The sequence below is a fragment of the Curtobacterium sp. Leaf154 genome (genome assembly GCF_001424595.1).
GTDB classification, from domain to species: domain Bacteria; phylum Actinomycetota; class Actinomycetes; order Actinomycetales; family Microbacteriaceae; genus Curtobacterium; species Curtobacterium poinsettiae.
Genome location: NZ_LMOS01000006.1, coordinates 404431 through 428780, shown reverse-complemented (window position 1 = coordinate 428780; position 24350 = coordinate 404431). Strand labels below are relative to the sequence as shown.

Genomic DNA, 24350 nt, shown 5'->3' with positions numbered 1-24350 from the left:
GGCGGCGTCTCGCCACGACGCCGGCGTCTCAGACCTCGGCGGCGAAGGACGCGGCCCGGACCTGCAGGTCCTCGATGCGCCGGAGCCGCGCTGCCTCGACGTCGTAGCCCTCGTAGGCGGGCGGCGGCAGCTTCCGGACGTTCCGCGAGCACTGGAAGTCCTGGCACACCAGGGTGCCGACGGTGTTGCCGTTGCGACCGGCCGGCCCGGACCGCTTGGCGCTGTAGAACGTGACGTCGTTCGGCAGCTTGACGTCCTGGCACCACGAGCACTGGGCGCGGGAGCGCGGCGAGGCCTCGGCCTGCCGGAACAGGATGCCGATCAGTTCGCCGTCCAGGGTCGGCACGACGGCGTACGCCCGCCGACCGATCTTCGGGTCGCGCCAGCCGAGGTAGTCGAGCGCGTCCCAGTCGAGCGTCTCGAAGCCGGCGGGCAGTGTGATGTCGGTCGTCTCCTTGCGGGAGGCGTTGACGAAGGACGTGCGGAGGGTCTTCTCCGTGACGGGGAGCATGGGTGATCGCTTTCGAGCAGGCCCGGGGTGTGCGGACGCACACCGCACCGGGCGGAGGAGGTCAGGGTTCGACGAGGACGGCCGCGCCCGAGGGCACGACCGGGGGCCTCACGCCCTGATGCCGGCGATACGGGCGCCGACCACCTCCTGGAAGCTCACCCGACCAGCCTACGACCGGGTGTCAAGCCCGGGCCGGGCCGGTGCCGCCGCGTTGATCGTCCGCGGTCAGTTCGGCGTCGCCGTGACCAAGACGACGGAGCCCTCGTACGTCGGGCGGATCCGGAGCGACCCGTGCCGTCGGTCCCACTCCCCCGACTCCAGCGCGGTCCGGAGCGCAGCCACCGACCGCCGGACGGTGAACTCGTCGACCAGGTCCCATGCCGGGTCCGCGCGGCGCACGGCTGGGTCGAGCAGGCGTTCCGGGCGGGCGTAGTACGCCTCGGCGAACCCGTCGACGCACGTGAACGGGATCGGCAACGGGGTGCTCGTCGCGGTGTCGTCGCCGAGCGCGTCGGTGATCCGAGGCAGTGCCGGGTGGCGACGGGCCTCGGCCGACAGCACCTCGGGGGCGTACTCGGCGAGCCAGGAGCGCTCGATGCGGTCGGGGTCGAACGTCACGATCACGATCGGCCCTCGGGTCACCCGACGCACCTCGGCGAGCCCGCGCTCGAGGTCGGCCCACCCATGCAGCGAGAAGGTCGACACCGCGGCGTCGAAGGCGTCGTCGGCGAAGGGAAGGTCCTCGGCGGCCTGCACCGCGGTCACGTCGCGGTCGGTCGGCGCGTAGGACCCGGCGGCACCGGCACCGACGTCGAGCACGGTCCGGGCGTCGCCGAGGGCCTTCGCGACCGCACGGGCGAACGCGGGCTCGGGCCGGCGGTGCTGCCGACGGTCCGCATCCCCTGCTGAGCCGTCCGTCGTCCTGGTCACGTCCCCACCCTACGAACCCGCGCTGCTATCTTCGGCAGATGCTCGCAGACAGTGGTCTCGGATTCGTCGTCGTCCTGTACGCCCTGTTCGTGCTGGCGCTCGCCGTGCTGGCCGTCGCCCTCATCGTGCTCGTGTTCGCCGCGATCCGCGTGCTGCGGCTGTCGGCGACGGAGCGTCAGCTGCGCATCGAGCGGATGCGCTCACCGGAGCTGTTCGACGGCGACGTCCCGCCCCAGGCCTGACGGTCCGACCACGGCGCTGATGCACCCGTCCGTCGTCGGGGCGGGTCAGTCGACGGACTCGGACTCGGACTCCGACTCGCGGACGGCCGCGTACTGCTCGGCCCGTTCCGTCGCGGCCCAGCTGCCGAGCAGTGCGAGCGACCGCTCGGAGTCGCTGCCTGGTTCGGCCGAGTACGAGAACAGCGTCAGACCGGGGTCGGCGACCAGGTCGAGCGCCTCGTAGGACAGCCGGAGTTCCCCCACGATCGGGTGGTCGATGCGCTTCTTGCCGGTCCGCTGCATCCGGACGTCGTGTGCGGCCCACCAGCCGCGGAACTCCTCGCTCCGGGTGGAGAGCTCACCGACGAGCGTGATGAGCCCCGGCTCGCAGGGGTTCGACACCGCGGCGGTCCGGAGCACGGCCACGGCGTCCTTCGCGGTCTGCGCCCAGTCCGGGAAGAAGTCGCGGGCCGCCGGGTCGAGGAACGTGAAGCGTGCGGTGTTGACCGGGCGCCCGGGCCCGGCGAAGAGCGGTGCGTACAGGGCACGGCCGAGTTCGTTCGTCGCGACGACGTCCCCGCGCTCGTTCCGCACCCAGGCCGGGGCGCCGGTGATCGCGTCGAGCAGGCGCTGGACGCCGGGGCGGACGCGGGTCGGCACGTTCCGGTGCATGACCTTCGCGCCGGAGTTCGCCAGGCGCGTCAGGTCCCACAGGTGCGCACGCTCGTCCTCGTCGAGCTGCAGGGCGCTCGCCAGACCCTCGAGCACACTGTCCGAGACGCCCTTGAGCGAGCCGCGCTCGAGCCGCGTGTAGTAGTCGACGCTGACGCCGGCGAGCATGGCGACCTCGTGCCGACGCAGCCCGGGGACCCGCCGCACCCCGCCGCCGAACGACGGCATGCCGACCTGCTCGGGGGTGAGCCGCGCCCGCCTGGAGGACAGGAAGTCGCGGATCTCGTTGCGCACGTCGATACCCATGCGACGAGCGTACGTGCCCGGGCCGTGCGGCACGCGGGCGGGAGGGCCGTGGCGGGGCCGCCGGCCGTCGCCGACTGGTCACGACGCGTCGCGTGCTGCCCGCCGGGTGGTCGCGACCTGTCGGCTGGTGGCGCCGCAGGCGACGGCCTGTGACCGCTCGTCAGCGTCTGGCGGGGTGTTGTGACCGCCCGGAGCGGACGGGAGGCGCGGGACGGCCCCGCCACGCGCCTCCCGTCCGCCGTCTGGTCGCCTTCCGTTGCGTGACCGGCCGTGCCCGACTGGTCACGAAACGTCGCGTGCTGCCCGCCGGGTGGTCGCGACCTGTCGGCTGGTGGCGCCGCAGGCGACGACCTGTGACCGCTCGCCGGCGCCCCGCGGGGTGTTACGACCGCCCGCCGCCACGGGCCTCCCGTCCGCCGTGGTCCCGCGATCAGGGCGCGGCGTCGGCCCCGATGCGCACGCGCGCGACCCGGTGACCGTCCATGGCGGTCACCTCGAGGCGATGGCCGCCGGCCACGACGACGTCGCCGACCTCGGGCACGCGGTCCAGCTGCACCTGCACGAGCCCGCCGACCGTCTCGTAGTCGCCGTCCGGCAGCACCGGTCCGCCGTCCGCTGCCAGGTCCTCGAGCACCGTGGCGCCGTCGACGCCGTCGTGCGCCAGCACGGACTCGTCGTGCTCGGCGGTGTCCCACTCGTCCCTGATCCGACCGACGAGGTCTTCGAGCAGCGCCTCGAGCGTGACCATGCCCGCGCTGCCGCCGTACTCGTCGACGACCAGGGCGATCTGGTGGCCGTCGGTGCGCATGTCCGCGATCGCACTCGACAGCGACTTCGTCTCGGGCAGGGCGAGCACCGGCCGGACGAGCGTGGCGACGGGGGCCGCGGGGTCGACCGGACGCAGCAGGTCACGGAGGTGCACGAAGCCCTGCACCTCGTCACGCCCGCCGGAGGTCACGAGGTACCGCGTGTGCCCGGCCGCGATGGCCTGGTCGGTGGCCTCGGCGACGGAGACGCCGGCGTCCAGCGTCGAGACGTCGTACCAGGGGCGCATGGACTCGCGCAGGATGCGGTCACCGGCGTCCAGGGCGCTGCGGGCGATCCGGCGTCCCTGCTCGTCGACGCCGGTGTGCTCGTCGACCAGGCCGCGGAGCTCCTCGGTGCTCATCGACTCGCTGCGGGCGTTCGGGTCGCCACCGAGCAGTCGCACGACGGTGTCGGTGGACTTCGAGAGCAGCCAGATCACCGGCCGCATCAGCACCGCGAAGCGCTCCAGGGTCGGGGCGACGGCCATCGAGAAGCCCTCGGCACGCTGCAGGGCGAGGCGTTTCGGCACGAGTTCGCCGAACACGAGCGACAGGTACGCGATGACCAGGGTCATGAGCACGAGGGCAACTGCCTCGGACGTGCCCTGCTCGAGCCCGAGTCCCTGGAGGAGCGGCGCGACGTCGGGCGCGATCGACGACGCTCCGTACGCGGCGGAGAAGAACCCGGCGACGGTCACACCGATCTGCACGGCGGACAGGAACCGGTTCGGGTCGCGGCCGAGCTCGGCGACCCGCACGCCCCGGGGGCCGCGGCGTTCGAGCTGCTGCAGCTGCGATTCACGCAGGGAGACGAGTGCGATCTCGGCGGCCGCGAAGACCCCGCCGACGAGCACGAAGAGGATGACGAGCCCGAAGGCGATCCAGGTGTCGGCGCCCATCAGCGGGCAGCTTCCTCGGATCGACGACGGGCGGGCGGTCTGTGGGGATCGTCCATGCCTGTGAGTCTGCACAGGGCGACTGGGACATCACCGTGCTGGTGCTCGACAACGGCTGTGGATCGTCGCGCGGCGACGGGGCGTGGTCGCTACAGGGTGAGCGAGCGACCGATGCGGGCCTCGAGCCACGCCTTCGGGTCGATCGGCGTGACGCCGTCCATCAGGACCTCGAGGTGCAGGTGCGCGCCGGTCGAGACGCCGGAGGACCCGACGAGTCCGATGAACTGTCCGGCCGCGACGGTGTCGCCGACCTTGAGCGGCGACGACCCGGGGATCATGTGGCCGTACAGCGTGGACACCTGACGGCCGTCGACCACATGGTCGATGATGACCGCGTTGCCGTACGAGAAGTACGTGCCGGAGACCCGGACCTTGCCCGCGGCGACGGCACCGATCGGCGTCCCCATGCCCGGGGTGAAGTCGAGGCCCTGGTGCAGCGACGAGCACGCGCCGCACGGTGCCGAGCGGTAGCCGAAGCCGGAGCTCATCTGCACGGGGCCGGGGAACGGCGAGCGGACCGCGCCGCCGAACGACACGGCGCCACCGGCGGTGCCGGAGGACCTTGCCGTCTTCGTCGTGACGGTCGACCCGCCGCCGACGGTGAACCCGTCGCGGTCGGAGCCGGCGACCGTGACCGCCTGGGTCACGGCGTAGTCCTGGGTGCGCACGATCGGCGCGATGGTCGAGGTGGCCATCGAGGTGCCGGCGCTGGCGTGTGCGGGCATCGCCGACGCGGCGAACATCGCGATGGCGGCGGCGGCGCTGGTGAGCGTGATGCGTCCGGCGCGGGCCGACCGGGAGGCCCTGGGTGCGGTCGCCGTGCGGGTTGCCCGGGGTGCGGGGCGGCGGACCACGCGCTGGATGCGGTCGTCGACGTGCTCGGTGGTGGCGCGCGCGGCTGCGGCGCGGCGGCCGGTCGGCTCGGTGGTGGCGAGGACGAGGGGCTTCGCTGGCTTGGCGGCCTGCGCGACCTGCGCGACCTGCGCGACCTTGGCCGGCTTCGCGACCTTCGCCACCGGAGCCGCCTTGCTGCGACGCTGCGGTCCGCGGGCGGCTGCGCGCTCGGCTTCGAGGGCGGCGCGACGGGACAGGTGCACCACCGGGGTCGCCGGGTGCTGTTCGGGTTCGGGTGCAGTCGTCATGGCCGCCAACCATTCTGCACGACTCTGTCGCTTTGTACAGGCCCTTCCGTGATCTTTTCGTTACCGAGTCGGCTGGGAGGGGCCTGATCACCCTGTGCTGCCGCGTCCCCCGGGCCGCCCCGATCAGTACGGTCGAGGGAAAGCGACGGAAGGACCCGCACCATGGCCCGAACGCCGCGCGAGCGGTACGGAACGGTCGACCTGTCGTCGGCCGACGTCGTGCTGGCCGGTACCCAGGAACTCCTGCCCGTGCTCCGGGCCGCGGCCGTGCGCGCCGGCATCGACGCCGCACGGATGCGGGTCATCGGGGTCGACGACCTGCCGGACCCCGAGGAGACCTGGGATGCCGCGCTCGCCGTCATCGCGATCCGTCGCCCCGGTGACGACCCCGCGTTCCACCGGGCCCAGGCGGCGGCCGAGCTCATCGCGCCGCTGCTCGCGCCGCACGCCGTGCGCATCGTCGTCACGGTGTCCGGGGTGACCCGCCTCGCACCGAAGCTCGAGCGCACCCTGACGTCCGAGGTCCTGCACCAGATCGACGCGGCCTCGGCGTCGTCCGGGTTCCGACGCCCCTTCCGGCCCCTGCGCATGCGGCTCGGCCTCGCCGGGCTCCGTGCCGCGGGCGTCCGGGTGTTCCGCGTCTCGCTCGGCGACTGACGCGCTCACGCCCCACTCTGGGGGGCGATGTATCTTGATGTCGAGACATCCTGCGCCACGAGTACCGTGGACGTACCGACGGTCGAACAAGGGAGTACCCGCCAGCATGGCCAAGATCATCTACACCCTCACGGACGAGGCGCCGTTCCTCGCCACCCACTCCTTCCTCCCGGTCATCCAGGCCTTCGCCGGCACCGCGGGTGTCGACGTCGAGACCCGCGACATCTCGCTCGCCGGCCGGATCATCGCCCAGTTCCCGGAGCGGCTCACCGACGAGCAGCGCCTGGACGACGCCCTCGCCGAGCTCGGCGACCTGGCGAAGACCCCCGAGGCGAACATCATCAAGCTGCCGAACATCTCGGCGTCGATCCCCCAGCTCAAGGTCGCGATCAAGGAACTGCAGTCGCAGGGCTACGACCTGCCCGACTACCCAGACGAGGCCACCACCGACGAGCAGCGCGACGTCCGCGCCCGCTACGGCCGCGTCCAGGGCAGCGCCGTCAACCCGGTGCTGCGCGAGGGCAACTCCGACCGCCGCGCACCCCTGTCGGTCAAGAACTACGCCCGCAAGCACCCGCACCGCATGGGCGCCTGGTCGCGTGACTCGAAGACGAACGTCACCACCATGGGCGTCGACGACTTCCGGTCGAACGAGAAGTCCTGGATCGCCCCCGCCGACGACGTCCTGACGATCACCTTCGTGGCTGAGGACGGCAGCGAGCAGGTCCTCAAGCAGTCGATCCCCGTGCTGCAGGGCGAGGTCGTCGACGGCACCGTGCTGCACGTCGCCGCCCTCGAGTCGTTCCTGCGGAAGCAGATCGAGCGCGCCGCGGCCGAGGACGTCCTGTTCTCCGTGCACCTCAAGGCCACCATGATGAAGATCTCGGACCCGATCATCTTCGGCCACGTCATCAAGGCGTTCTTCCCGACGGTGTTCGAACGCTACGGCGCCGACCTCGCCGCCGCCGGCCTCACCCCGAACGACGGCCTCGGCTCGATCCTCGCCGGCCTCGGTGCGCTGCCGAACGGCGCCGAGATCGAGCGTGCCTTCAAGCAGGGCATCGCCGACGGCCCCGAGCTCGCCATGGTCGACTCGGACAAGGGCATCACGAACCTGCACGTACCGAGCGACGTCATCGTCGACGCCTCGATGCCCGCGATGATCCGCACCTCGGGACACATGTGGGGTCCGGACGGCGACGAGCACGACACCCTCGCCGTCATCCCCGACTCGAGCTACGCCGGGATCTACCAGGCCGTGCTCGACGACTGCCGCGCCCACGGCGCCTTCGACCCGTCGACGATGGGCTCCGTGCCCAACGTCGGGCTGATGGCGCAGAAGGCCGAGGAGTACGGCTCGCACGACAAGACCTTCGAGCTCCCCGGCGCCGGTGTCGTCCGCGTCACGACCGCCTCGGGCGACGTCGTCATCGAGCACGACGTCGAGCCCGGTGACATCTGGCGCGCCTGCCAGACCAAGGACGTCGCCATCCGCGACTGGGTGAAGCTCGCCGTCACCCGTGCCCGTGCCTCCGCGACGCCGGCCGTCTTCTGGCTCGACGAGACCCGCGCGCACGACGCCAACCTGATCGGGCTCGTCCGGAAGTACCTCGGCGAGCACGACACCGAGGGCCTGCAGATCGAGATCCTCGCGCCCGAGGACGCCATGCGCTTCTCGCTCGAGCGCATCCGCCGCGGCGAGGACACCATCTCGGTCACCGGCAACGTCCTGCGCGACTACCTGACCGACCTGTTCCCGATCATGGAGCTCGGCACCTCGGCGAAGATGCTCTCCGTCGTCCCGCTGCTCGGCGGCGGCGGCCTGTTCGAGACCGGTGCCGGTGGTTCCGCGCCGAAGCACGTGCAGCAGCTCGTGCAGCAGAACTACCTGCGCTGGGACAGCCTGGGCGAGTTCCTGGCCCTGGCGGTCAGCCTCGAGCACCTGGCCGGTGTGACGGGCAACGAGCGGGCGAAGATCCTGGGCGAGACCCTCGACCGCGCCACCGGGACGTTCCTGGAGCAGGACAAGTCCCCTGGCCGCAAGCTCGGCTCGATCGACAACCGCGGCAGCCACTTCTACCTGGCGAAGTACTGGGCCGAAGAGCTCGCCGCGCAGACCCAGGACACCGAGCTCGCGGCGTCGTTCGCGGACCTCGCGGCGAAGCTCGGTGAGCAGGAGCGCACCATCGTCGACGAGCTCGTCTCGGTGCAGGGCCACCCGGCAGACATCGGTGGCTACTACCGCCCCGACGACGCCAAGACGAGCGCGGTCATGCGCCCGTCCGCCACGCTGAACGCGGCGCTGGCAGCGCTCTAGCAGCGCCCAGCCCACGGACGGGAGGCCCGGTGCCAGCTGGCACCGTCCCTCCAGGCACGGCCGTCACCCCGCTGGCGCGGTGCGCCGGTACCGGCTGGTGGGGCCCACCTCCCGTCCGGCCGTGGTCGCGACCACAGCCGCGTCGAGTGAGCAGAAGACGTCGGGTCCCGCTTGCGAACCGGACGTCTTCTGCTCACTCGTTGATCAGCCGGGGGGCGCTCGTCGCCTCAGCCGCGCGACGGCACGGGCGGGCCGACGGTCAGCAGCCCGGTGAAGACCAGGGCGACGGCCACGACCCCGATGCCGGCGGCCACCGCGGGACGACGCACGACGAAGAACAGCAGGCGGTCCCAGAAGCCCGAGTGGGCGTCCGGCGAGCGGCGCCACAACCCCTCGAGCATGCCGCGGCGGGCGACCGCGACCTCGAACGGCACGGTGGCGTACGGCACGACGGCACTGACCCAGCCGAGCACGAGCGCCCCGAACGACCACCGCTGGTTCACGGCGACGACCGTCGTGACCACCAGGTACGCCAGGAACACGAAGCCGTGCACGCCGCCGCCGATGCGGACGCCCCAGTCGCCGGCGTCCAGTCCGTACTTGAGCACCATCCCGGCGATGAGCAGGGTCCAGGTCACGAGTTCGGCCACCGCGGCGGCGCGGAACAGGGAGCGCGGAGTCATGCCGTCAATCGTGGCGGACCCGGTTGACAGACAGCAGAACGCCCCGGATCGTCCGACCCGGGGCGCGCTGCAGGTCTGCTCAGTGCTGTACGACCACCGTCTGACCGAGGCGGTTCACGCCCGTGCTCGCGTCCCACGTGCCGGTGTTCGCCGTCTGGATCGCGAACGCGGGGTCCGTCGCCACCGAGGCCTCCGGTGCGGGCAGGGCCAGTGCGACGCTCCAGCGCCCGTTCGGCACGTCGGCGAGGGACGCCCGGACGGTCACGGTCCGTCCCGGCTGCCAGGACGACGCGTCGGCGGCCACGGGCACGGTCACCCGGCGGTCGCCGTCGGTCAGGACGAGGTGCACCGGGCGGCTGTTGTACGGCGCCGCCCAGCCGTCGTTCCGGATCGACACCGCCACCGACGCCTTCGCGCCCGAGGTGGCGGTGCTCGAGGTCATGGTGAAGCGGTAGCCGAGCTTCTTCGCGGCGTCGGTCATGCCGTCCGTGCCCCAGGTCGCCAGGACGTCCTTGTTGTAGTCCAGGTTGAGGTAGCTGTAGTGGTACTTCGCCATCTCGGCCGAGGCGGACGGGTAGTCGGTCCGCGGCGTGTTCACGGCGCAGGTCTCACCGCCGACGGGGACGTACCGCGACTCCGCCGCCAGGTAGTCCTGGTCGAGGGACAGCGGGTTGCTCAGGAACGTGCCGAAGTCGTCCGCCGAGGCGAGGAAGCAGTCGTTGTGGTGCCCGATCCGCGACGCCGGGGAACCGTCGTGCGCCTGCTCCGGGGTGAGCGCCCCGGCCGTGCCGGACGGGGTGCGGAGCGCGTCCTGCTTCATCTGCATGGTGCGGACCTGGACCGATCGGCTGGACGGCAGGGCGGCGAGCTCGGCCTGCAGGACCTGGCGTCTGGCGTCCTTGTCGGCCTCGGTCAGCACCCCCGGGTTCGCCGGGTCGCTGGCGAAGTGGTCGGTGTAGTAGCCCTCGCCCCAGAGCCCGATGAAGCCCCCCTGCAGGGTCGGGATGACGTCGGCGTTCCGGCGGAGCGTCGGGGTGAGCTGCTCGATGTGCGCGAGCACGGTCGGCAGGTCGGCGTCCCCGTAGGGCGCCGAGTACGGGTACGAGCCGCCCTGGACGTACGCGAACCGGGTGATCACACCCACGCCGGCTGCACGTGCGGTGTCGTAGTCGTGCTGCACGAGCGCGAGCCAGGCCGGGCTGAGCTGCCGCTGCTGGACGAACGCCTCCATGTAGAACACCCGGACGACCTGCGTGACGCCCTCGGCCCGGTAGCCCCGGAGCGTCGCGGCGTCGAGCGGCGTGTACCCGGTGCCGTCGGCGCGGTAGTGCGTCTCGGTGGTGTGGTCGAACCCGCGCGAGGGGTTCGGGATGACCGCGTCGCTCGCCGTGTAGGTCACGGTCGAGGTGGTCGCGGTCCGCTGCTGGTGGTGACCGGTGGGCGATGCCCACGCGGCGGTCGGTACGGCGAGTGCGAGCACCGCCGCGAGCGCGACGGTGGTGATGGTTCGGTGCTGCATCGGACGAGCCCCTGTCCTCGGCGCGGACGGGGATCGGTACCCCCTGGTACCGCCGTCTGCGCGTTTGTGATCCGAAGCTAGGCGAAACGATCAGAAAACGCCAGTGTCTGCGCAATCCGATCACGGGTAGCGTTGGTCCCATGTCGCCGTCGACCGAGAACCGTCCCCTGAACATCGTCGTCTGGAACGAGAACGTGCACGAGACCCGCGGTGACGCGACGGTCACCGGGCACTACCCCGACGGCATGCACACCGTGATCGCCGAGGCGCTCCGGCGGTCGCAGCCCGGGGCCGACGTCTCCACCGCCACCCTGCAGGAACCCGACCACGGCATCACCGCCGAACGACTGGCCACCACGGACGTGCTGTTCTGGTGGGGGCACGTCGCCCACGACGAGGTGCGCGACGCCGTCGTCGACCTGGTCGTCGACGCCGTGCACGCCGGCATGGGGCTGGTGGTGCTGCACTCCGGCCACTACTCCAAGCCGTTCAAGCGCCTGATGGGCACGACCTGCTCGCTGAAGTGGCGGAACGACGGCGAGCGTGAACTCGTCTGGACCGTCGCGCCCGAGCACCCGATCGCCGCCGGGGTCCCGCACCCGATCGTCATCGACCGGCAGGAGATGTACGGCGAGTACTTCGACATCCCGCGCCCCGACGAAGAGGTCTTCCTGTCGACCTTCGCGGGCGGCGAGGTGTTCCGCTCCGGCGTCGCGTACCGCCGTGGTCTCGGCCGGGTCTTCTACTTCTCGCCGGGCGACCAGGAGTACCCCGTGTACCACCACCCGGACATCCAGCGCGTGCTGTCGAACGCCGCCGCCTGGGCTGCACCGGTTTCCGAGCGCCGCGCGCTGACCGCCGACCCCCACCCGAGGGACTGGTTCCTGGCGGACGATGCGGGTAGACAGGCCGGGTGACCAACCATCTCGCCGATGCGGACCGCCGCACCGCGGTGATCGAGGCGCTCGCCATCTTGGGATCAGGACCCGAGGAGCGCTTCGACCGCATCACCCGCATGGCCCACGAGGCGTTCGACGTCCCGTTGACCTTCCTCAACCTCGTCCACCACGACCTCGTCACCACCCAGTCGACCTTCGGCTGGCACCAGGGCTCGAGCGTCCCCGCGAGCGAGCAGTTCTGCGCGACGACCGTCCTCTCCCGCGAACCGATGGTGATCCCGGATGCGTCGCTCGACGCCCGCTTCGCCGACACGGCCGCGGTGGCGGAGCACGGCATCCGGTTCTACGCCGGCGCACCACTGACCATGATCGACGGCACCCGGGTGGGCACGCTGTGCCTGATGGACGCGGTGCCGCGCACGTTCTCCCCCGAGGACGTCGCCCTGCTGCGTGACCTCGCCCGGTGGACCGAGCGGGAACTCGGCGTCGCCATCGACCTGGGACGGGTCCGTCGGGTGCTCGACGGGCTGGTGCCGGACCCGGTCGCGGTGCCGGGGTACGCCCTCGACGTCCTGGTCGCCCAGCACGACGGTGGCGGGGGTGACGTCGCCGACTGGCGCCTCGCCCCGGACGACGCCCTGCACGTCACCGTCGGCCGGGTGAGCGCCGCCGGACCGGCGTCCGGCCTGCTCGCCGCGGTGGTCCGCGGCGCCGTGGTGGCGCGGACCGGTGCCGAGGTGCAGGACACGATCGTCGGCCTGGAGGCCCAGGTCACCGCCGACCTGTCGGCCGCGGACGCCGTCGGCTCGCTCTTCCACCTGCGGCTCGACCCGACGTCGGGGCACGTCGACTTCGGCGACGCCGGCCACGGGCTCGCGGTGCTCGTCCCCGCGGACGGGCCCGCTCGGGTGCTGCGCCCGGTCGACCTGCCGCTCGGGTTGCAGCCGGTGTCGATCCCCCGGTCGTCCGGCTCGCTCGACCTGGCACCCGGCGACCGGTTGGCGATCTGCACGCAGGGTGTCCTGACGCTGGACGGGACCCGCCGCCTGGACGACCTCGCCGCGCTGGTGCGGTCCGCTCCGGACGGGGCGGGCGTGATCGAGCGGGTGCGCACGGCGGTCGCCGTGGACGCCGAGGTCGACGTCACGCTGGTGGTGCTCACCCGACTCTGAGCGCGGAGCACGTCCGGGCGCCGAGCGTTGCCACGGGGGCGGTCAGGAGCGGAAGCGGTCCTGCCGGGGGCGTGGCGTGCCGGTCAGCGAGACCACGAGCAGGGTGGCGAGCAGGCCGAACCCGGCGAGCTCGATGCCCAGGCCGGCGAGCTGCCAGTAAGCACTGCCGACGGTCTGCGGCTGCGTGATCGACTCCGGCCACCACGACGCGATGAGCGGGAACGAGCCCGGGAACGGGTCGAGGCCGAACACCACCAGGCCGCCGAGCAGCAGCACGACCCCGAGGGCGGCCATGGCCCCACGGGACCGACCGAGCATGTGCACCACCAGGGCCGCTGCCATGCTGGCGAGCCCGACGACGGCGATCAGGAACGCGAGCACCACGATGGTCTGCGGCGCGAGCGCGACCCAGTCGAGCACCGCGATCGGCAGCAGCAGCCACCGGCCCGTCCGTGCCCAGCGCGCAGGGTTCCGCCATCCGTCCATGGCGACCGACCGTAGGGCACGCGGCCGAACGCCTGCCGAATGCGGCCAGGGCTCCCCGGCGATCGCGTGCGCTGACTACGATCGGACCCCATGGCGCAGGACCGACCGACCCGGCAGCAGCGGTCGCTCGCGACCCGCACCGCGATCATCGAGGGCGCGGCCGCGGAGTTCGACGAACGCGGGTACGTCGGAGCCTCGATGGACGGCATCGCCGAACGCATCGGGATGACCAAGGGTGCGCTGTACTTCCACTTCACGTCGAAGGCCGACATGGCGGGGGGCGTCGTCGCCGAGCAGCACGCGATCTCGCGCCGGTACGGCGAGGCCGCGGTGGCGCGGGGCACCACTCCGCTCGAGTCGATCATGTGGCTGTGCCAGGGGCTCGCCGTGCAGATGACCACCGAGGTCGTCGTGAGCGCCGGGGTGCGCCTGTCGACCGACGTGGCGGCGAGCGACGTGGACCGGCGGGACCCGTACACCGACTGGGCCGCGGTGGTCGCCGGGTTCGCGCGGCAGGCCGTCGACGCGGGAGAGCTCGATCCGCGGTGGGACCCGGAGCTCGTCGGCCGGGTCGTCGTCCGTGCCTACACGGGCGTGCAGACCGTCTCGGACGTGATGACGCGGCGGGCCGACCTGTTCGCGGGCCTGCGGGAACTCTGGACGGTCCTGCTGGACGCGTTCGTCACCGAACGGCTGCGTCCGGAGATCCCGCGACTCGTCGCGCTCATCGCTCCGGAGTGACGCGAGTCCCCCCAGGGAAACACCCACGTCACCTCGCCTCTGAGACTACCGAGAAGCCGTTCGCGCCACCGGCCCCAGTTCGCGGGCATGTGTCCGGCGGCCCACTAGCCTGACGCGGTGCCCACACCCGCTGCCGAGGTCGACGTCGACGTCCCGCTCGTCCGCTCCCTGCTGCGTGACCAGCACCCCGACCTGGCCGGGCTGTCGCTCGAGGTCGTCGCGAACGGGTGGGACAACGTCGTCCTGCGTCTCGGTGACGATCTGGCCGTGCGGGTCCCCCGCCGGCAGCTGGCCGCACGCCTCGTCGAGCACGAACAGCGCTGGCTGCCGGACATCGCCGCCCGGGTCGGGTCGGTCGTCCCGGTGCCGGCTCCGGTGCGGACCGGCCGACCCGCCCTCGGGTACCCGTGGTCGTGGAGCATCGTGCCGTGGCTCCCCGGCACCCCGATCGGCGCACGCGCGGCCGGGGTCCCCGTGGCCGAGGCGCTCGCCGCGTTCGTCGGGCTCCTGCACGTGGCGGCCCCGGCCGGTGCCCCGGCGAACCCGTTCCGTGCGGTGCCGCTCGCGTCGCGGAGCGACGCGGTGCTGGCGCGACTCGATGGCCACGACGTGCACCGGGCCGGCGAGCTGGCCGCGCTCTGGCGGGCCGCAGCCGCGGCGCCGACGCACGCCGGGCCTCCTGTCTGGGTGCACGGCGACCTGCACCCCTTCAACCTGCTCGTCGACTCGTCATCCGCTGGCGTCGACCACCTGTCAGCCGTGATCGACTTCGGGGACGTCACCGCGGGCGATCCCGCCGTCGACCTCGCGACCGCCTGGTTGACGTTCGACCAGCCTGGGCGACGCGCGTTCCGTGCCCGCGTCGCAGCCTCGGACGCCACCTGGCAGCGCGCCCGCGGGTGGGTGGTGGCGCTCGCGTCCGCCCTGGCGACCGCCGACGAACACGCCTTCCGGAGCGTCGCCCGACGGAGCATCAACGCGGTGCTGGACGACTGAGTCTCCCCGGGGCTATCGTGACCGCACCATCCGTGCACAGTCGATCGGAGGGGCCGCCATGACCCTCGAGCTCCGCGTCCAGCACGACGTCGCCACCGACGCCTCCCCCGCCCCCGTCCGACGCGGTCTCCGCGGCCTGGTCGACCGACTCGCGGACCGCCGCGCCACCGCACGCGCGCGACGGGTCGACGACCGGGTGCGCGAACTCGGCGAACTCGTCCACCTGCTCTCCGACGCCCGCGCCGTCGTCGAGCGCGGCTGGGTGCAGCACGCCTGGTTCGCCTACCTCGACGAGCACGGCCACGAGCGGAAGGCCTCCAGTGCCGCCGCGATGGACGTGCAGGGCCGACCGCTCGTCGGCGCGTGCCTGGTCGGTGCGGTCGTGTCCGCAGCCGGTGGGCCGCTCGCGGTGCACGCACCGCGGGTCCAGCACGCGCTCGACGTCGTCTGGCACGCCCTGGCCCGCGACGAGGGCGAGCCCGTGCTGTGGTGCCCCGCGCCGGACATCCGGATGGGGCGCGTGCGCGACCTGACGAGCTGGAACGACGCCCCGGCACGCTCCGGTGCCGAGGTCGCGGGGCTGCTGCTGACGGCCGAACGGGTCGCGGTGCAGGAATCGACACGCCTGCAGGAGCTCCGGGTGGCACGATCGGGGGCATGAGCGACGTCGAAGCGGTCCCCGAGGTGCACCCCGCGAGCACCAGCACACTGGCGGCCAGCGGCAACGCGCTGCTGTCGGACGAGGGGTCCGCGCCGACCCCCGACCAGGCGGCTGCCGACGCCGCGGTGAAGCAGACGCTGCACCGGTACCTGCAGAAGCACCGAGCAGCACTGCTGGCCAAGCTCGACGGGCTGGCGGAGCGACAGGCACGCTGGCCGGTGACGCCGACGGGCACGAACGTCCTCGGGCTGGTGAAGCACGTCGCGGGCGTGCAGGCCGGCTACTTCGGCGAGGTGTTCGGGCGCCCGCTGCCGGACCCGCCCGCGTGGCTCGAGTCGGAGGACGGCGACGACATGTTCGCCCCGCTGGACGAGACGATGGCGGACGTCGTGGCCTTCCACCACCGGAGTGCCGCCCACGCCGACGCGACCATCGAGGCGCTCGACCTCACCGCGACGGGCACCGTGTCGTGGTGGCCTGAGGAGCACCGGCACGTCACGCTGCACCGGATCCTGGTGCACATGGCCTACGAGACCGCGCGGCACGCCGGGCACGCCGACATCGTGCGCGAGATGCTCGACGGCCTGGCCGGCGACGGCGACGGCAACCTGGCCGACAAGACGCCGGACGAATGGGTCCGGTGGCGCGAGCAGCTCGTCGACATCGCGGAGCGTGCCGGGTTGCGTGACCTGAGCGCATAGCCGGGCACCCAGCCCGATCGTTACCGTTCTCCCAGGCTTGCCCTGGTGTTCCCCCTCTGACCAGGGGTTGTCCTCATCGCAACTGCGAGGGAAACTGCCGCCTCGGCAGGGTTGCGTTGTACAACCGGTCCAGGTGCTGCGTAGCTTTGGCCGAGCTCGTGCCCCGATCTGTGGGCAGTTCAGCCGACCGGAAGGGGAGCGCCCACCCGTGTTCCAGTACGTCGTGGAGCGATGGAACCAGATCTGGTTCGCATCGTGGCAGCACTTCTCACTGGTCGTCCAGTGCGTCGTCCTCGCCACGGTCATCGCCGTGGTGCTCGCCACACTCGTCTACCGCAGCCCGCGCTTGACCGCGTTCGCGAACGGGGTGTCGGCCATCGGCCTCACCCTGCCGTCGTTCGCCGTCATCGGCCTGCTCATCGTCCCGCTCGGCTTCGGCGTCCTGCCGTCGGTCGTCACGGTCGTCTTCTTCGCCGCACTGCCGATCCTGCGCAACGCGGTCGTCGGTCTCGCCGAGATCCCGCCCACCGTCGTCGAGTCGGCGCGCGGCGTCGGCATGAGCCGGTTCCGCACCCTGCTGCAGATCGAACTGCCGATGGCGTGGCCGATCATCCTGAGCGGCGTCCGCGTCTCCGCACAGATGGTGATGGGCATCGCCGCCATCGCCGCCTACGCGCTCGGCCCCGGACTCGGCGGCTTCATCTTCTCCGGGCTGTCCCGCCTCGGCGGCGCCAACGCCCTGTCCTCCGTCGTGGTCGGGGTGGTCGGCGTCGTCCTGCTCGCCCTCGTCCTCGACCTGCTCCTCATCGGCCTCGGCCGCCTGACCATCTCGAGAGGTATCCGTGTCCAGCACTGACTCCGCCACCACCACCGCGCCCGACGGGGACGTCACCGGGCGCAGCATCCTGCTCGACGAGGTCACCAAGCGGTACCCCGGGCAGTCGAAGCCCGCCGTCGACGGCATCACGCTCGAGATCCCGGCTGGCAAGATCGTCATGCTCGTCGGCCCGTCCGGCTGCGGCAAGACGACGACGCTGAAGATGATCAACCGCCTGATCGAGCCCACCCAGGGCCGGATCGTCGTCGGCGACGACGACGTCACGGGCATCGACGGCGACGAGCTCCGCCGCCGCATGGGCTACGTGATCCAGGCCGGCGGCCTCTTCCCGCACATGACCGTCGCGGCGAACATCGCGATCGTGCCGAAGATGCTCGGCTGGTCGAAGGAGAAGATCGCGGCGCGCGTCGACGAGCTGCTCGACCTGGTCTCGCTCGACCCCGACACCTACCGGGACCGGTTCCCCCGCGAACTCTCCGGCGGCCAGCAGCAGCGCGTCGGCGTGGCCCGGGCGCTCGCCGCGGACCCGCCCGTCCTGCTCATGGACGAGCCGTTCGGCGCGGTCGACCCGATCACCCGCCAGCGCCTGCAGGACGAGCTCCTGCGCATCCAGGAGGAACTGCACAAGACGATCGTCATCGTCACGCACGACTTCGACGAGGCCGTGAAGCTCGGCGACTGGATCGTCATCTTCACCGAGGGCGCGCACATCGTGCAGTACGACACCCCGGAGCGGATCCTGGCCGAGCCGGCGAACGAGTTCGTCGAGAACTTCATCGGCTCCGGCGCGGGCCTCAAGCAGCTCACGCTGAACCGCGTGCGCGACGTCGAGGTCGAGTCGGCCGTGACGTGCTCGCCCGGCGAAGAGGTCAAGGCCGTGCTGCAGCGGATGAACGAGGCCGGCGGGCACCAGCACGCCGTCGTCGTCGACCACCGCCAGCGACCGATCGGGTGGCCGTCGCGCCGCCAGCTCGAGCGCCTCGACCGCATCCCCGACGGCGTCGAGCCCGGCCTGCCCGTCGTGGGCGAGGCCGCGACCCTCAACGACGCGCTCGACACCATGCTCGTCTCGAGCGCGGGTGCCGCACTGGTCACCGGTCGTCGTGACGCGTTCCGCGGGGTCATCACCGTCGAGACCGTGATGGAGGCGATCACCCGCTCCCGCGCGACCGCCGCCGGCGACCAGGCCTACACGCCCGTCGGCACGAACACGAACCCGATCGAGACCATGCCGTCGTCGCCGGTGTCGGCGATGCCCACCGGAGAAGACCTGTGAGCGCAGTCGCCGTCGCCGGTCCCGCCACCGGTGCGAGCACCTCGTGGAAGGGCCTGCTGTTCCAGCCGATCGCGATCCTGGTCGTCCTGGCCGGCTTCGCGGTGTGGCTCGCGACGGCGGACCTGACCCCGACCGAGCGCACGACGCTCAACCCGGCGGACATCCTCTCCCTGACCGGCCAGCACCTCGTCCTGACCCTGCAGTCGACGGTGCTCGTGCTCGTGATCGGCATCCCGCTGGGCGTCCTGCTCACCCGCGGCCCGCTGCGCCGGGCGAGCCCGTACGTGCTCGCCGTCGCGAACTTCGGGCAGGCTGCACCGGCCGTCGGCCTCATCGTGCTGCTCGCCGCCTGGCTCGGCCTGAACACGCGGTCGGCCGTCATCGCGCTCGTCCTCTACGCGATCCTGCCGGTGCTCCGGAACACCATGATCGGCGTGCAGAGCGTCGACGCCCGACTGGTCGAGGCCGGTCGCGGCATGGGCATGAGCGCCTTCAGCGTGCTGATGCGCGTCGAACTGCCGCTCGCGGTGCCGGTCATGCTCTCCGGCATCCGGACCGCGCTCGTGCTGCTCGTCGGCACGGCGAGCCTGGCCACCTTCGTCGGTGCGGGCGGACTCGGTCTGCTCATCACCACGGGCGTGACCCTGTTCCTGCCGAAGGTGCTCGTCTCGGGTGCCCTGCTGGTCGCCCTGCTCGCCCTCTCCATCGACTGGCTCGGCCGCGTGGTCGAGACGGTCGCACGACCGAAGGGACTCCGATGACCCGCAGCACCCGCAGCACCCGCCGCACCCGCACCCGGGTCGGAGCCGCCGCGTTCGTCGCCGGTGCCACCGCCCTCGTCCTGACCGGCTGCGGCCTGCAGCCCGCCACCTCGTTCGTGCCCGAGGCCGGTGCCGGTTCCATCCAGCGCATCGACGACCTGCCGGCCGGCGCCCACATCACCGTGACGTCGAAGAACTTCACCGAGCAGCTCGTGCTCGGCAAGATCGCCGTGCTCGCCGCCAAGGCCGCCGGGTTCGACGTCACCGACGAGACGAACGTGCCCGGCAGTGTCGCGGTCCGTGAGCTGATGACCTCGCACGCGGCCGACTTCACGTACGAGTACACGGGCACCGCTTGGCTGACCTTCATGGGCCACGCGAAGGGGATCCCGGACAAGACCGAGCAGTGGACGGCGGTGAAGAAGGAGGACGCCGGCAACGGGCTGACCTGGCTCAACCCGGCGCCGATGAACAACACCTACGCCTTCGCCGTCCGTGACGAAGCGGTCAATGAGCTCGGGAACGTCAAGACGCTCTCCGACATCACGAAGCTGCCGGTCGATCAGCGCACGTTCTGCGTCGAGTCGGAGTTCAACTCGCGTGCCGACGGCTTCAAGCCGATGCTCAAGAAGTACGGCTTGGAGCTCGGTGGCTCGGGGTCGAACGGCGTGCCGAGCAGCAACGTCAGCATCCTCGACACCGGCACGGTCTACACGGCCACCGACCGCGGCAAGTGCAACTTCGGTGAGGTCTTCACCACCGACGGCCGCATCAAGTCGCTCGGTCTGACGGTGCTCGAGGACGACAAGGGCTTCTTCCCGGCGTACAACGTCGCGCCCGTCATCGACTCGAAGACGCTCAAGGAGTACCCGCAGCTCGAGGGGATCTACGACCAGATCTCGCCGAAGCTCACCGACGCGGTGCTGCAGGAGCTGAACCGTCAGGTCGACGTCGAGGGGCGCGAGCCGGCCGACGTCGCCTTCGACTGGATGGTGAAGGAGGGCTTCATCACGAAGCCCTGACCGTTCTCGACGCATCCACGTCACGGACGGGAGGCACGGTGCCAGCTGGCACCGTGCCTCCCGTGCGTTCGTGGTCGCGTCTCAGGCCGCGGCGATGCGCGCCGCCGTGTCGCGGATCGCCGCGACCACTGCCGCCCGCACCTGTTCGGGGTCGGAGCCCTCGTGCCGAGCGGCACTGCGCAAGCCCGTCATGCACATGCCGAGGAGCATCTCGGCCGCCTGCGGGGTCGCGGCGTCCGGCCCCCAGGCCGGGTCGCGTTCGAGGATCGTGCGCACCGCGCCGGTCATCGCCTCGGCGACCGTGGTCATCCGCGCGACCTGCCGACGCATCAACTGCGGGAACCGCACGATGACGGCCTTGCGCTCGAGCCGCTCGTGCTCGTCGCCGAACGACGACCCGAACACCAGGAACGCCAGGTCGACGACCGCCTGCGCTGCCGGCTCCCCCGAGACGGCTGCCAGGTGTGCCTGGAGGGTGGCGGGTTCGAGGTCGAGTTCGGTGTGCCCGAGGACCGCGTCCTCCTTGCTCTCGAAGTAGTTGAAGAACGTCCGCGGGGACACGTCGGCGCGGGCGGCGACCTGCTCGATCGTGGTGCCGTCGACGCCCTGCTCGAGCGCCAGGGAGCGAGCGGCCTCGGCGATGCGGTTGCGCGTCTCGATGCGCTTGCGGTCACGGAGACCGAGTTCTGACGGCGTCGCGGAGTCGGGCATGGCCCGACTGTAACCGGAACGTCACATGATCTACAGCAAACGCAAACTTGCAGTCGTGCACCGGACACTACGGTGAACCCATGACCACTCCCGTGCTCGAGGCCCGTGACCTCGCCAGGACCTACGGCCGCGGCGCGACGCGGTTCGACGCGCTCAAGGGGGTGTCGCTGGCGGTGCACCAGGGCGAGAGCCTGGCGATCGTCGGCAAGTCCGGCTCCGGCAAGTCGACGCTGATGCACCTGCTCGCACTGCTCGACAAGCCGTCGGCCGGACAGGTGCTGCTCGACGGCACCGACGCCGCGACGCTCGGTGCCCGCCAGGTCAACCGCACCCGGAACAGCACGTTCGGGTTCGTGTTCCAGCAGTTCTTCCTGACGCCGAAGACCTCGGTGCTCGACAACGTCGTGCTCCCGCTCAAGATCGCCGGCGTCTCCGGGGCCGAGCGGAAGCGACGGGGCATGGCGGCGCTCGACGCCCTCGGGCTGGCCGACAAGGCGAAGAACGACGCCAACGACCTGTCCGGCGGCCAGAAGCAACGCGTGGTCATCGCCCGCGCGCTGGTCGGTGAGCCGAGCGTGATCTTCGCCGACGAGCCCACCGGCAACCTCGACACGAACACCGGACAGGTGGTCGAGGACATGCTGTTCGGGCTGCAGCGCGAGCGGGGGATCACGCTCGTCGTGGTCACGCACGACGAAGAGCTCGCCGCGCGCTGCGACCGCAGCGTCAACGTCCGCGACGGCCTGATCGTCGGCGGACCCGACGACGCGGTCGACGCGTCCGCCACGCACGGAAGGCACTCCGCATGAACTTCCTCGACCTCCTGCGCACCGCGGTCTCGAACACCTTCCGCTCGAAGCTGCGCACGACCCTGACCGTCATCGCGATCTTCATCGGCGCCTTCACGATCACGCTCACCTCGGCCATCGGCACGGGCGTCAGCAACTACATCGACACCCAGGTCTCGTCGATCGGTGACACCGGTTCCCTGACCATCACGAAGGCAGTCGACACCAGCTCGACCGACAGCGGCCCGGCGAAGTACGACCCCGAGGCCTCTGGTCAGAGCGTCGACCGTGGCCCGGCGTCGTTCTCGTACCTGTCGCAGTCCGACGTCGACGCGATCGAGAAGACCGACGGCATCAAGAGCCTCCGCCCCGCGGTCGCCCTCGCGCCGAAGTACGCCGAGTACGGCGACCACGGCAAGTACGTCGTCTCGCTCACGGCCAACGCCGGCGAGCTCGACGCCGACCTGGCGAGCGGCAAGCAGCTCGACGACCAGACCGACGCCAACCAGGTGATGCTGCCGACCGACTACCTGAAGAACATGGGCCTCGGCAGCGCCTCCGCCGCCGTCGGCAAGGAACTCACGATCGCCGTCGACGACTACCAGGGCAAGGCGCACACGCTCACCGCCACGGTCGTGGGCGTGCAGAACGAGTCGCTGTTCGGCAGTGGGGCCGGGGCGAACGCCGCGCTGACCGACGCCATGCAGGCCGCGCAGGAGATCGGCAAGCCCGACTCGATCGCGACCTCCTACGCCAGCGCCACCGCGACGCTCGATCCGGGCGCCTCCGTCACCACGGTCAAGAAGTCCCTGGCGGACGACGGGTTCCTCGGCCAGACCATCCAGGACCAGCTCGGTCAGTTCCAGACCGTCATCAGCGGCATCGTCGGGGTCCTGAACGCCTTCGCCGTGATCGCGCTCATCGCCGCCGGCTTCGGCATCATCAACACCCTGCTCATGAGCGTGCAGGAGCGCACCCGCGAGATCGGCCTGATGAAGGCGATGGGCATGGGCGGCGGCAAGGTCTACACGCTGTTCTCGCTCGAGGCGGTCTTCATCGGGTTCCTCGGCAGCGCCATCGGTGCCGGGGTCGCGATCGCGCTCGGCACCGGGATCTCGAACGTCCTGGCCGGCACGCTCCTCAAGGACCTGCCGGGGCTGCAGATCATGCAGTTCGCGCCCGGGTCCGTCGCCACGATCATCCTCGTCGTGATGTTCATCGCGTTCCTGGCGGGCACCCTGCCGGCACGACGAGCCGCACGGCAGAACCCGATCGAGGCGCTCCGGTACGAGTGACAGGCAGGGCTGCCTAGTGTCGGAGCGGTGACGACGTTCGGACGCGACCTCGGTGACGGCTCCACGCTGACGCTGCGCGACCTGACGACGGTCGACCAGGTGCTCGCACTCGTGCACGCCAACACCGATCGTCTGCGGGCCGCCGAGCCCTGGGCGTGGGACCCGCAGACACGCGAGGCCATCGCCCTGCACACGGAGCGGCTGCTCGGGCAGTACGCGATGGACCGCTCGCTGCCCTGCGTCATCCGCCACGACGACCGCGTGGTCGGGGTGGCCTCGCTGACGTTCGACCCGTACCTGGGGCAGGCGTCGCTCGGCTACTGGGTGGACGCCGGACAGGAGGGCCGTGGTGTCGCCCGGCGGGCCGCCACCGTGCTGATCGGGGTCGCCCGGGCCCGCGGCGTGGCCCGGGTGGAGATCCGGACGGCGGTCGACAACGTGCGGAGCCGGCGGCTCGCCGAGCGGCTCGGCTTCACCCACGAGGGCACCCTGCGTGGCGCCTTGCCGCTCGGCCCCGAGCGGGTCGACGTCGCCGTCTACGGCCTGCTCCTCTGACGTCCGCCGCCCTCGTGCAGACGGACCGACACCGGTCGCCGGTATCGTCGGAGCATGGCCTTGTTCGGACGACGCAACCACGACGTGCGCGATCGACCCATCAGCCAGGTCGAACTGAAGCGTGCGGTCGACGAGGGCTTCCTCATCGCGAAGGCCGCCGTCACCATCGCGGTGGCCAACCGCATCATCACGAACGCCTTGCGTGACCAGGGGTACTTCGACCACGCACTCATCGCCGAGGCCACGCGCGAGGAACTCCACCGCATGGCCGAGGAACAACGGGGTGACGCCGCACGGATGCGCGACATCCGTTCCACCTCGAGCAAGCAGAAGGGCCGTTCCCGCCACCAGCACGACTACCGGCGCGGCGACGACCTGAAGCTCCGGATGCGCGAGGCCACGTACGAGCAGCTCGCCGCCATGCTCGACAAACGCCGCGACGACCAGCACTTCGTCGACGGGATCGTCCTCGCAGCGCGGGCCCGCGCCTGGGACGACATCGGCACCACCGTCGTCGGACGCCTCGGCTGGGCACAGCGCCCGGCGGACGACTACGAGATCGGCCGCGACGACCGGTTGCAGCAGATGCTCGACGAGGACTTCGCCGAGTTGCTCGCCGAGCACCCCGTCGGGTCGACCCCGGTCGACGCCGACGAACCGGACGATGCCGACGGTGACCAGGACGAGTCCGACCCGGCCGACCCCGACACCTCGCGCACCTGACCGAC

Annotated in this window: 26 protein-coding genes; 17 read left to right on the top strand and 9 right to left on the bottom strand. The window is 71.5% G+C overall.

The features are described from left to right. Positions 1-28: 28 nt before the first annotated feature. Positions 29-511 carry an FBP domain-containing protein gene (locus tag ASF75_RS13870; RefSeq protein WP_056072225.1) on the bottom strand — a complete coding sequence of 161 codons (483 nt, stop codon included), beginning with the start codon at positions 509-511 and terminating at the stop codon, positions 29-31. A 225-nt stretch (positions 512-736) separates the two neighbouring features. After that, positions 737-1441 carry a class I SAM-dependent methyltransferase gene (locus tag ASF75_RS13865; protein WP_056072222.1) on the bottom strand — a complete coding sequence of 235 codons (705 nt, stop codon included), beginning with the start codon at positions 1439-1441 and terminating at the stop codon, positions 737-739. A 38-nt stretch (positions 1442-1479) separates the two neighbouring features. Here ASF75_RS13865 and ASF75_RS13860 point away from each other — a divergent pair, with 38 nt between their 5' ends. Then, on the top strand, positions 1480-1683 hold the full coding sequence (locus tag ASF75_RS13860; protein WP_017887883.1) for a hypothetical protein: 204 nt from the start codon (positions 1480-1482) through the stop codon (positions 1681-1683). 45 nt (positions 1684-1728) lie between these two features. Here ASF75_RS13860 and ASF75_RS13855 read toward each other — a convergent pair whose 3' ends face one another. The 3 genes from ASF75_RS13855 to ASF75_RS17745 form a co-directional block, all read right to left on the bottom strand. Further along, positions 1729-2640 carry a helix-turn-helix transcriptional regulator gene (locus ASF75_RS13855; RefSeq protein WP_017887884.1) on the bottom strand — a complete coding sequence of 304 codons (912 nt, stop codon included), beginning with the start codon at positions 2638-2640 and terminating at the stop codon, positions 1729-1731. Positions 2641-3070: 430 nt separating this feature from the next. After that, positions 3071-4345, bottom strand: coding sequence for a hemolysin family protein (locus ASF75_RS13850; RefSeq protein WP_056072219.1), 1275 nt, complete (start codon positions 4343-4345; stop codon positions 3071-3073). 146 nt (positions 4346-4491) lie between these two features. Continuing rightward, a complete protein-coding gene (locus tag ASF75_RS17745) occupies positions 4492-5544 on the bottom strand; it encodes a M23 family metallopeptidase (RefSeq protein ID WP_056072215.1) in 1053 nt (350 codons plus the stop codon). Positions 5545-5706: 162 nt separating this feature from the next. Between ASF75_RS17745 and ASF75_RS13840 the strand changes: the two genes are divergently transcribed. Both ASF75_RS13840 and ASF75_RS13835 read left to right on the top strand, forming a co-directional pair. Then, a complete protein-coding gene (locus ASF75_RS13840) occupies positions 5707-6201 on the top strand; it encodes a hypothetical protein (protein WP_017887887.1) in 495 nt (164 codons plus the stop codon). 106 nt (positions 6202-6307) lie between these two features. Next, positions 6308-8518: an NADP-dependent isocitrate dehydrogenase gene (locus tag ASF75_RS13835; RefSeq protein ID WP_056072212.1), complete on the top strand. Its 2211-nt coding sequence runs from the start codon at positions 6308-6310 to the stop codon at positions 8516-8518. Positions 8519-8745: 227 nt separating this feature from the next. Here ASF75_RS13835 and ASF75_RS13830 read toward each other — a convergent pair whose 3' ends face one another. Then, positions 8746-9201, bottom strand: a complete 456-nt coding sequence (locus ASF75_RS13830) for a DUF3817 domain-containing protein (protein WP_056072209.1) — start codon at positions 9199-9201, stop codon at positions 8746-8748. Between the two features lie 79 nt (positions 9202-9280). After that, positions 9281-10720 carry a DUF4832 domain-containing protein gene (locus ASF75_RS13825; RefSeq protein ID WP_056072207.1) on the bottom strand — a complete coding sequence of 480 codons (1440 nt, stop codon included), beginning with the start codon at positions 10718-10720 and terminating at the stop codon, positions 9281-9283. Between the two features lie 140 nt (positions 10721-10860). On the opposite strand from ASF75_RS13825, the gene ASF75_RS13820 reads away from it, so the two are divergent. Next, positions 10861-11637, top strand: coding sequence for a ThuA domain-containing protein (locus ASF75_RS13820; protein WP_235517678.1), 777 nt, complete (start codon positions 10861-10863; stop codon positions 11635-11637). Beyond that, positions 11634-12791, top strand: a complete 1158-nt coding sequence (locus ASF75_RS13815) for a PP2C family protein-serine/threonine phosphatase (RefSeq protein WP_056072204.1) — start codon at positions 11634-11636, stop codon at positions 12789-12791. The genes ASF75_RS13820 and ASF75_RS13815 overlap by 4 nt, the downstream gene beginning before the upstream one ends. Before the next feature lie 42 nt (positions 12792-12833). On the opposite strand, the gene ASF75_RS13810 is transcribed toward ASF75_RS13815, so the two are convergent. Then, the gene (locus ASF75_RS13810; protein ID WP_056072201.1) at positions 12834-13277 is read right to left on the bottom strand and encodes a hypothetical protein; all 444 of its coding nucleotides are present in this window, start codon (positions 13275-13277) and stop codon (positions 12834-12836) included. Between the two features lie 90 nt (positions 13278-13367). On the opposite strand from ASF75_RS13810, the gene ASF75_RS13805 reads away from it, so the two are divergent. The 8 genes from ASF75_RS13805 (at position 13368) to ASF75_RS13770 (ending at position 20273) form a co-directional block, all read left to right on the top strand. Beyond that, positions 13368-14018, top strand: a complete 651-nt coding sequence (locus ASF75_RS13805; RefSeq protein ID WP_056072199.1) for a ScbR family autoregulator-binding transcription factor — start codon at positions 13368-13370, stop codon at positions 14016-14018. Positions 14019-14135: 117 nt separating this feature from the next. After that, positions 14136-15014, top strand: a complete 879-nt coding sequence (locus tag ASF75_RS13800; protein WP_056072196.1) for an aminoglycoside phosphotransferase family protein — start codon at positions 14136-14138, stop codon at positions 15012-15014. Positions 15015-15072: 58 nt separating this feature from the next. Then, the gene (locus ASF75_RS13795; RefSeq protein WP_017887896.1) at positions 15073-15675 is read left to right on the top strand and encodes a hypothetical protein; all 603 of its coding nucleotides are present in this window, start codon (positions 15073-15075) and stop codon (positions 15673-15675) included. Then, the gene (locus tag ASF75_RS13790) at positions 15672-16376 is read left to right on the top strand and encodes a DinB family protein (protein WP_017887897.1); all 705 of its coding nucleotides are present in this window, start codon (positions 15672-15674) and stop codon (positions 16374-16376) included. Before ASF75_RS13795 ends, ASF75_RS13790 begins: the two co-directional genes overlap by 4 nt. 208 nt (positions 16377-16584) lie before the next feature. Continuing rightward, the gene (locus ASF75_RS13785; protein WP_017887898.1) at positions 16585-17232 is read left to right on the top strand and encodes an ABC transporter permease; all 648 of its coding nucleotides are present in this window, start codon (positions 16585-16587) and stop codon (positions 17230-17232) included. Then, complete coding sequence (locus ASF75_RS13780; RefSeq protein WP_017887899.1) at positions 17219-18490, top strand: ABC transporter ATP-binding protein; 1272 nt, start codon at positions 17219-17221, stop codon at positions 18488-18490. The genes ASF75_RS13785 and ASF75_RS13780 overlap by 14 nt, the downstream gene beginning before the upstream one ends. Next, on the top strand, positions 18487-19251 hold the full coding sequence (locus ASF75_RS13775) for an ABC transporter permease (protein WP_017887900.1): 765 nt from the start codon (positions 18487-18489) through the stop codon (positions 19249-19251). The genes ASF75_RS13780 and ASF75_RS13775 overlap by 4 nt, the downstream gene beginning before the upstream one ends. Continuing rightward, a complete protein-coding gene (locus ASF75_RS13770; protein ID WP_056072193.1) occupies positions 19248-20273 on the top strand; it encodes a glycine betaine ABC transporter substrate-binding protein in 1026 nt (341 codons plus the stop codon). Before ASF75_RS13775 ends, ASF75_RS13770 begins: the two co-directional genes overlap by 4 nt. An 81-nt stretch (positions 20274-20354) precedes the next feature. On the opposite strand, the gene ASF75_RS18015 is transcribed toward ASF75_RS13770, so the two are convergent. After that, positions 20355-20984, bottom strand: a complete 630-nt coding sequence (locus ASF75_RS18015) for a TetR/AcrR family transcriptional regulator (RefSeq protein WP_056072190.1) — start codon at positions 20982-20984, stop codon at positions 20355-20357. Between the two features lie 80 nt (positions 20985-21064). Here ASF75_RS18015 and ASF75_RS13760 point away from each other — a divergent pair, with 80 nt between their 5' ends. From ASF75_RS13760 to ASF75_RS13745, 4 genes are read left to right on the top strand one after another with little or no spacing between them, the layout of a single operon-like run. Further along, positions 21065-21793, top strand: a complete 729-nt coding sequence (locus ASF75_RS13760) for an ABC transporter ATP-binding protein (RefSeq protein WP_031260145.1) — start codon at positions 21065-21067, stop codon at positions 21791-21793. Further along, positions 21790-23067 (top strand): ABC transporter permease, encoded by a 1278-nt coding sequence (locus ASF75_RS13755; RefSeq protein ID WP_017887904.1) that lies wholly within the window; start codon positions 21790-21792, stop codon positions 23065-23067. Before ASF75_RS13760 ends, ASF75_RS13755 begins: the two co-directional genes overlap by 4 nt. A gap of 27 nt (positions 23068-23094) precedes the next feature. After that, a complete protein-coding gene (locus ASF75_RS13750; protein WP_017887905.1) occupies positions 23095-23622 on the top strand; it encodes a GNAT family N-acetyltransferase in 528 nt (175 codons plus the stop codon). A 54-nt stretch (positions 23623-23676) separates the two neighbouring features. Then, a complete protein-coding gene (locus ASF75_RS13745; protein WP_017887906.1) occupies positions 23677-24345 on the top strand; it encodes a hypothetical protein in 669 nt (222 codons plus the stop codon). The last annotated feature ends 5 nt before the right edge of the window (positions 24346-24350 follow it).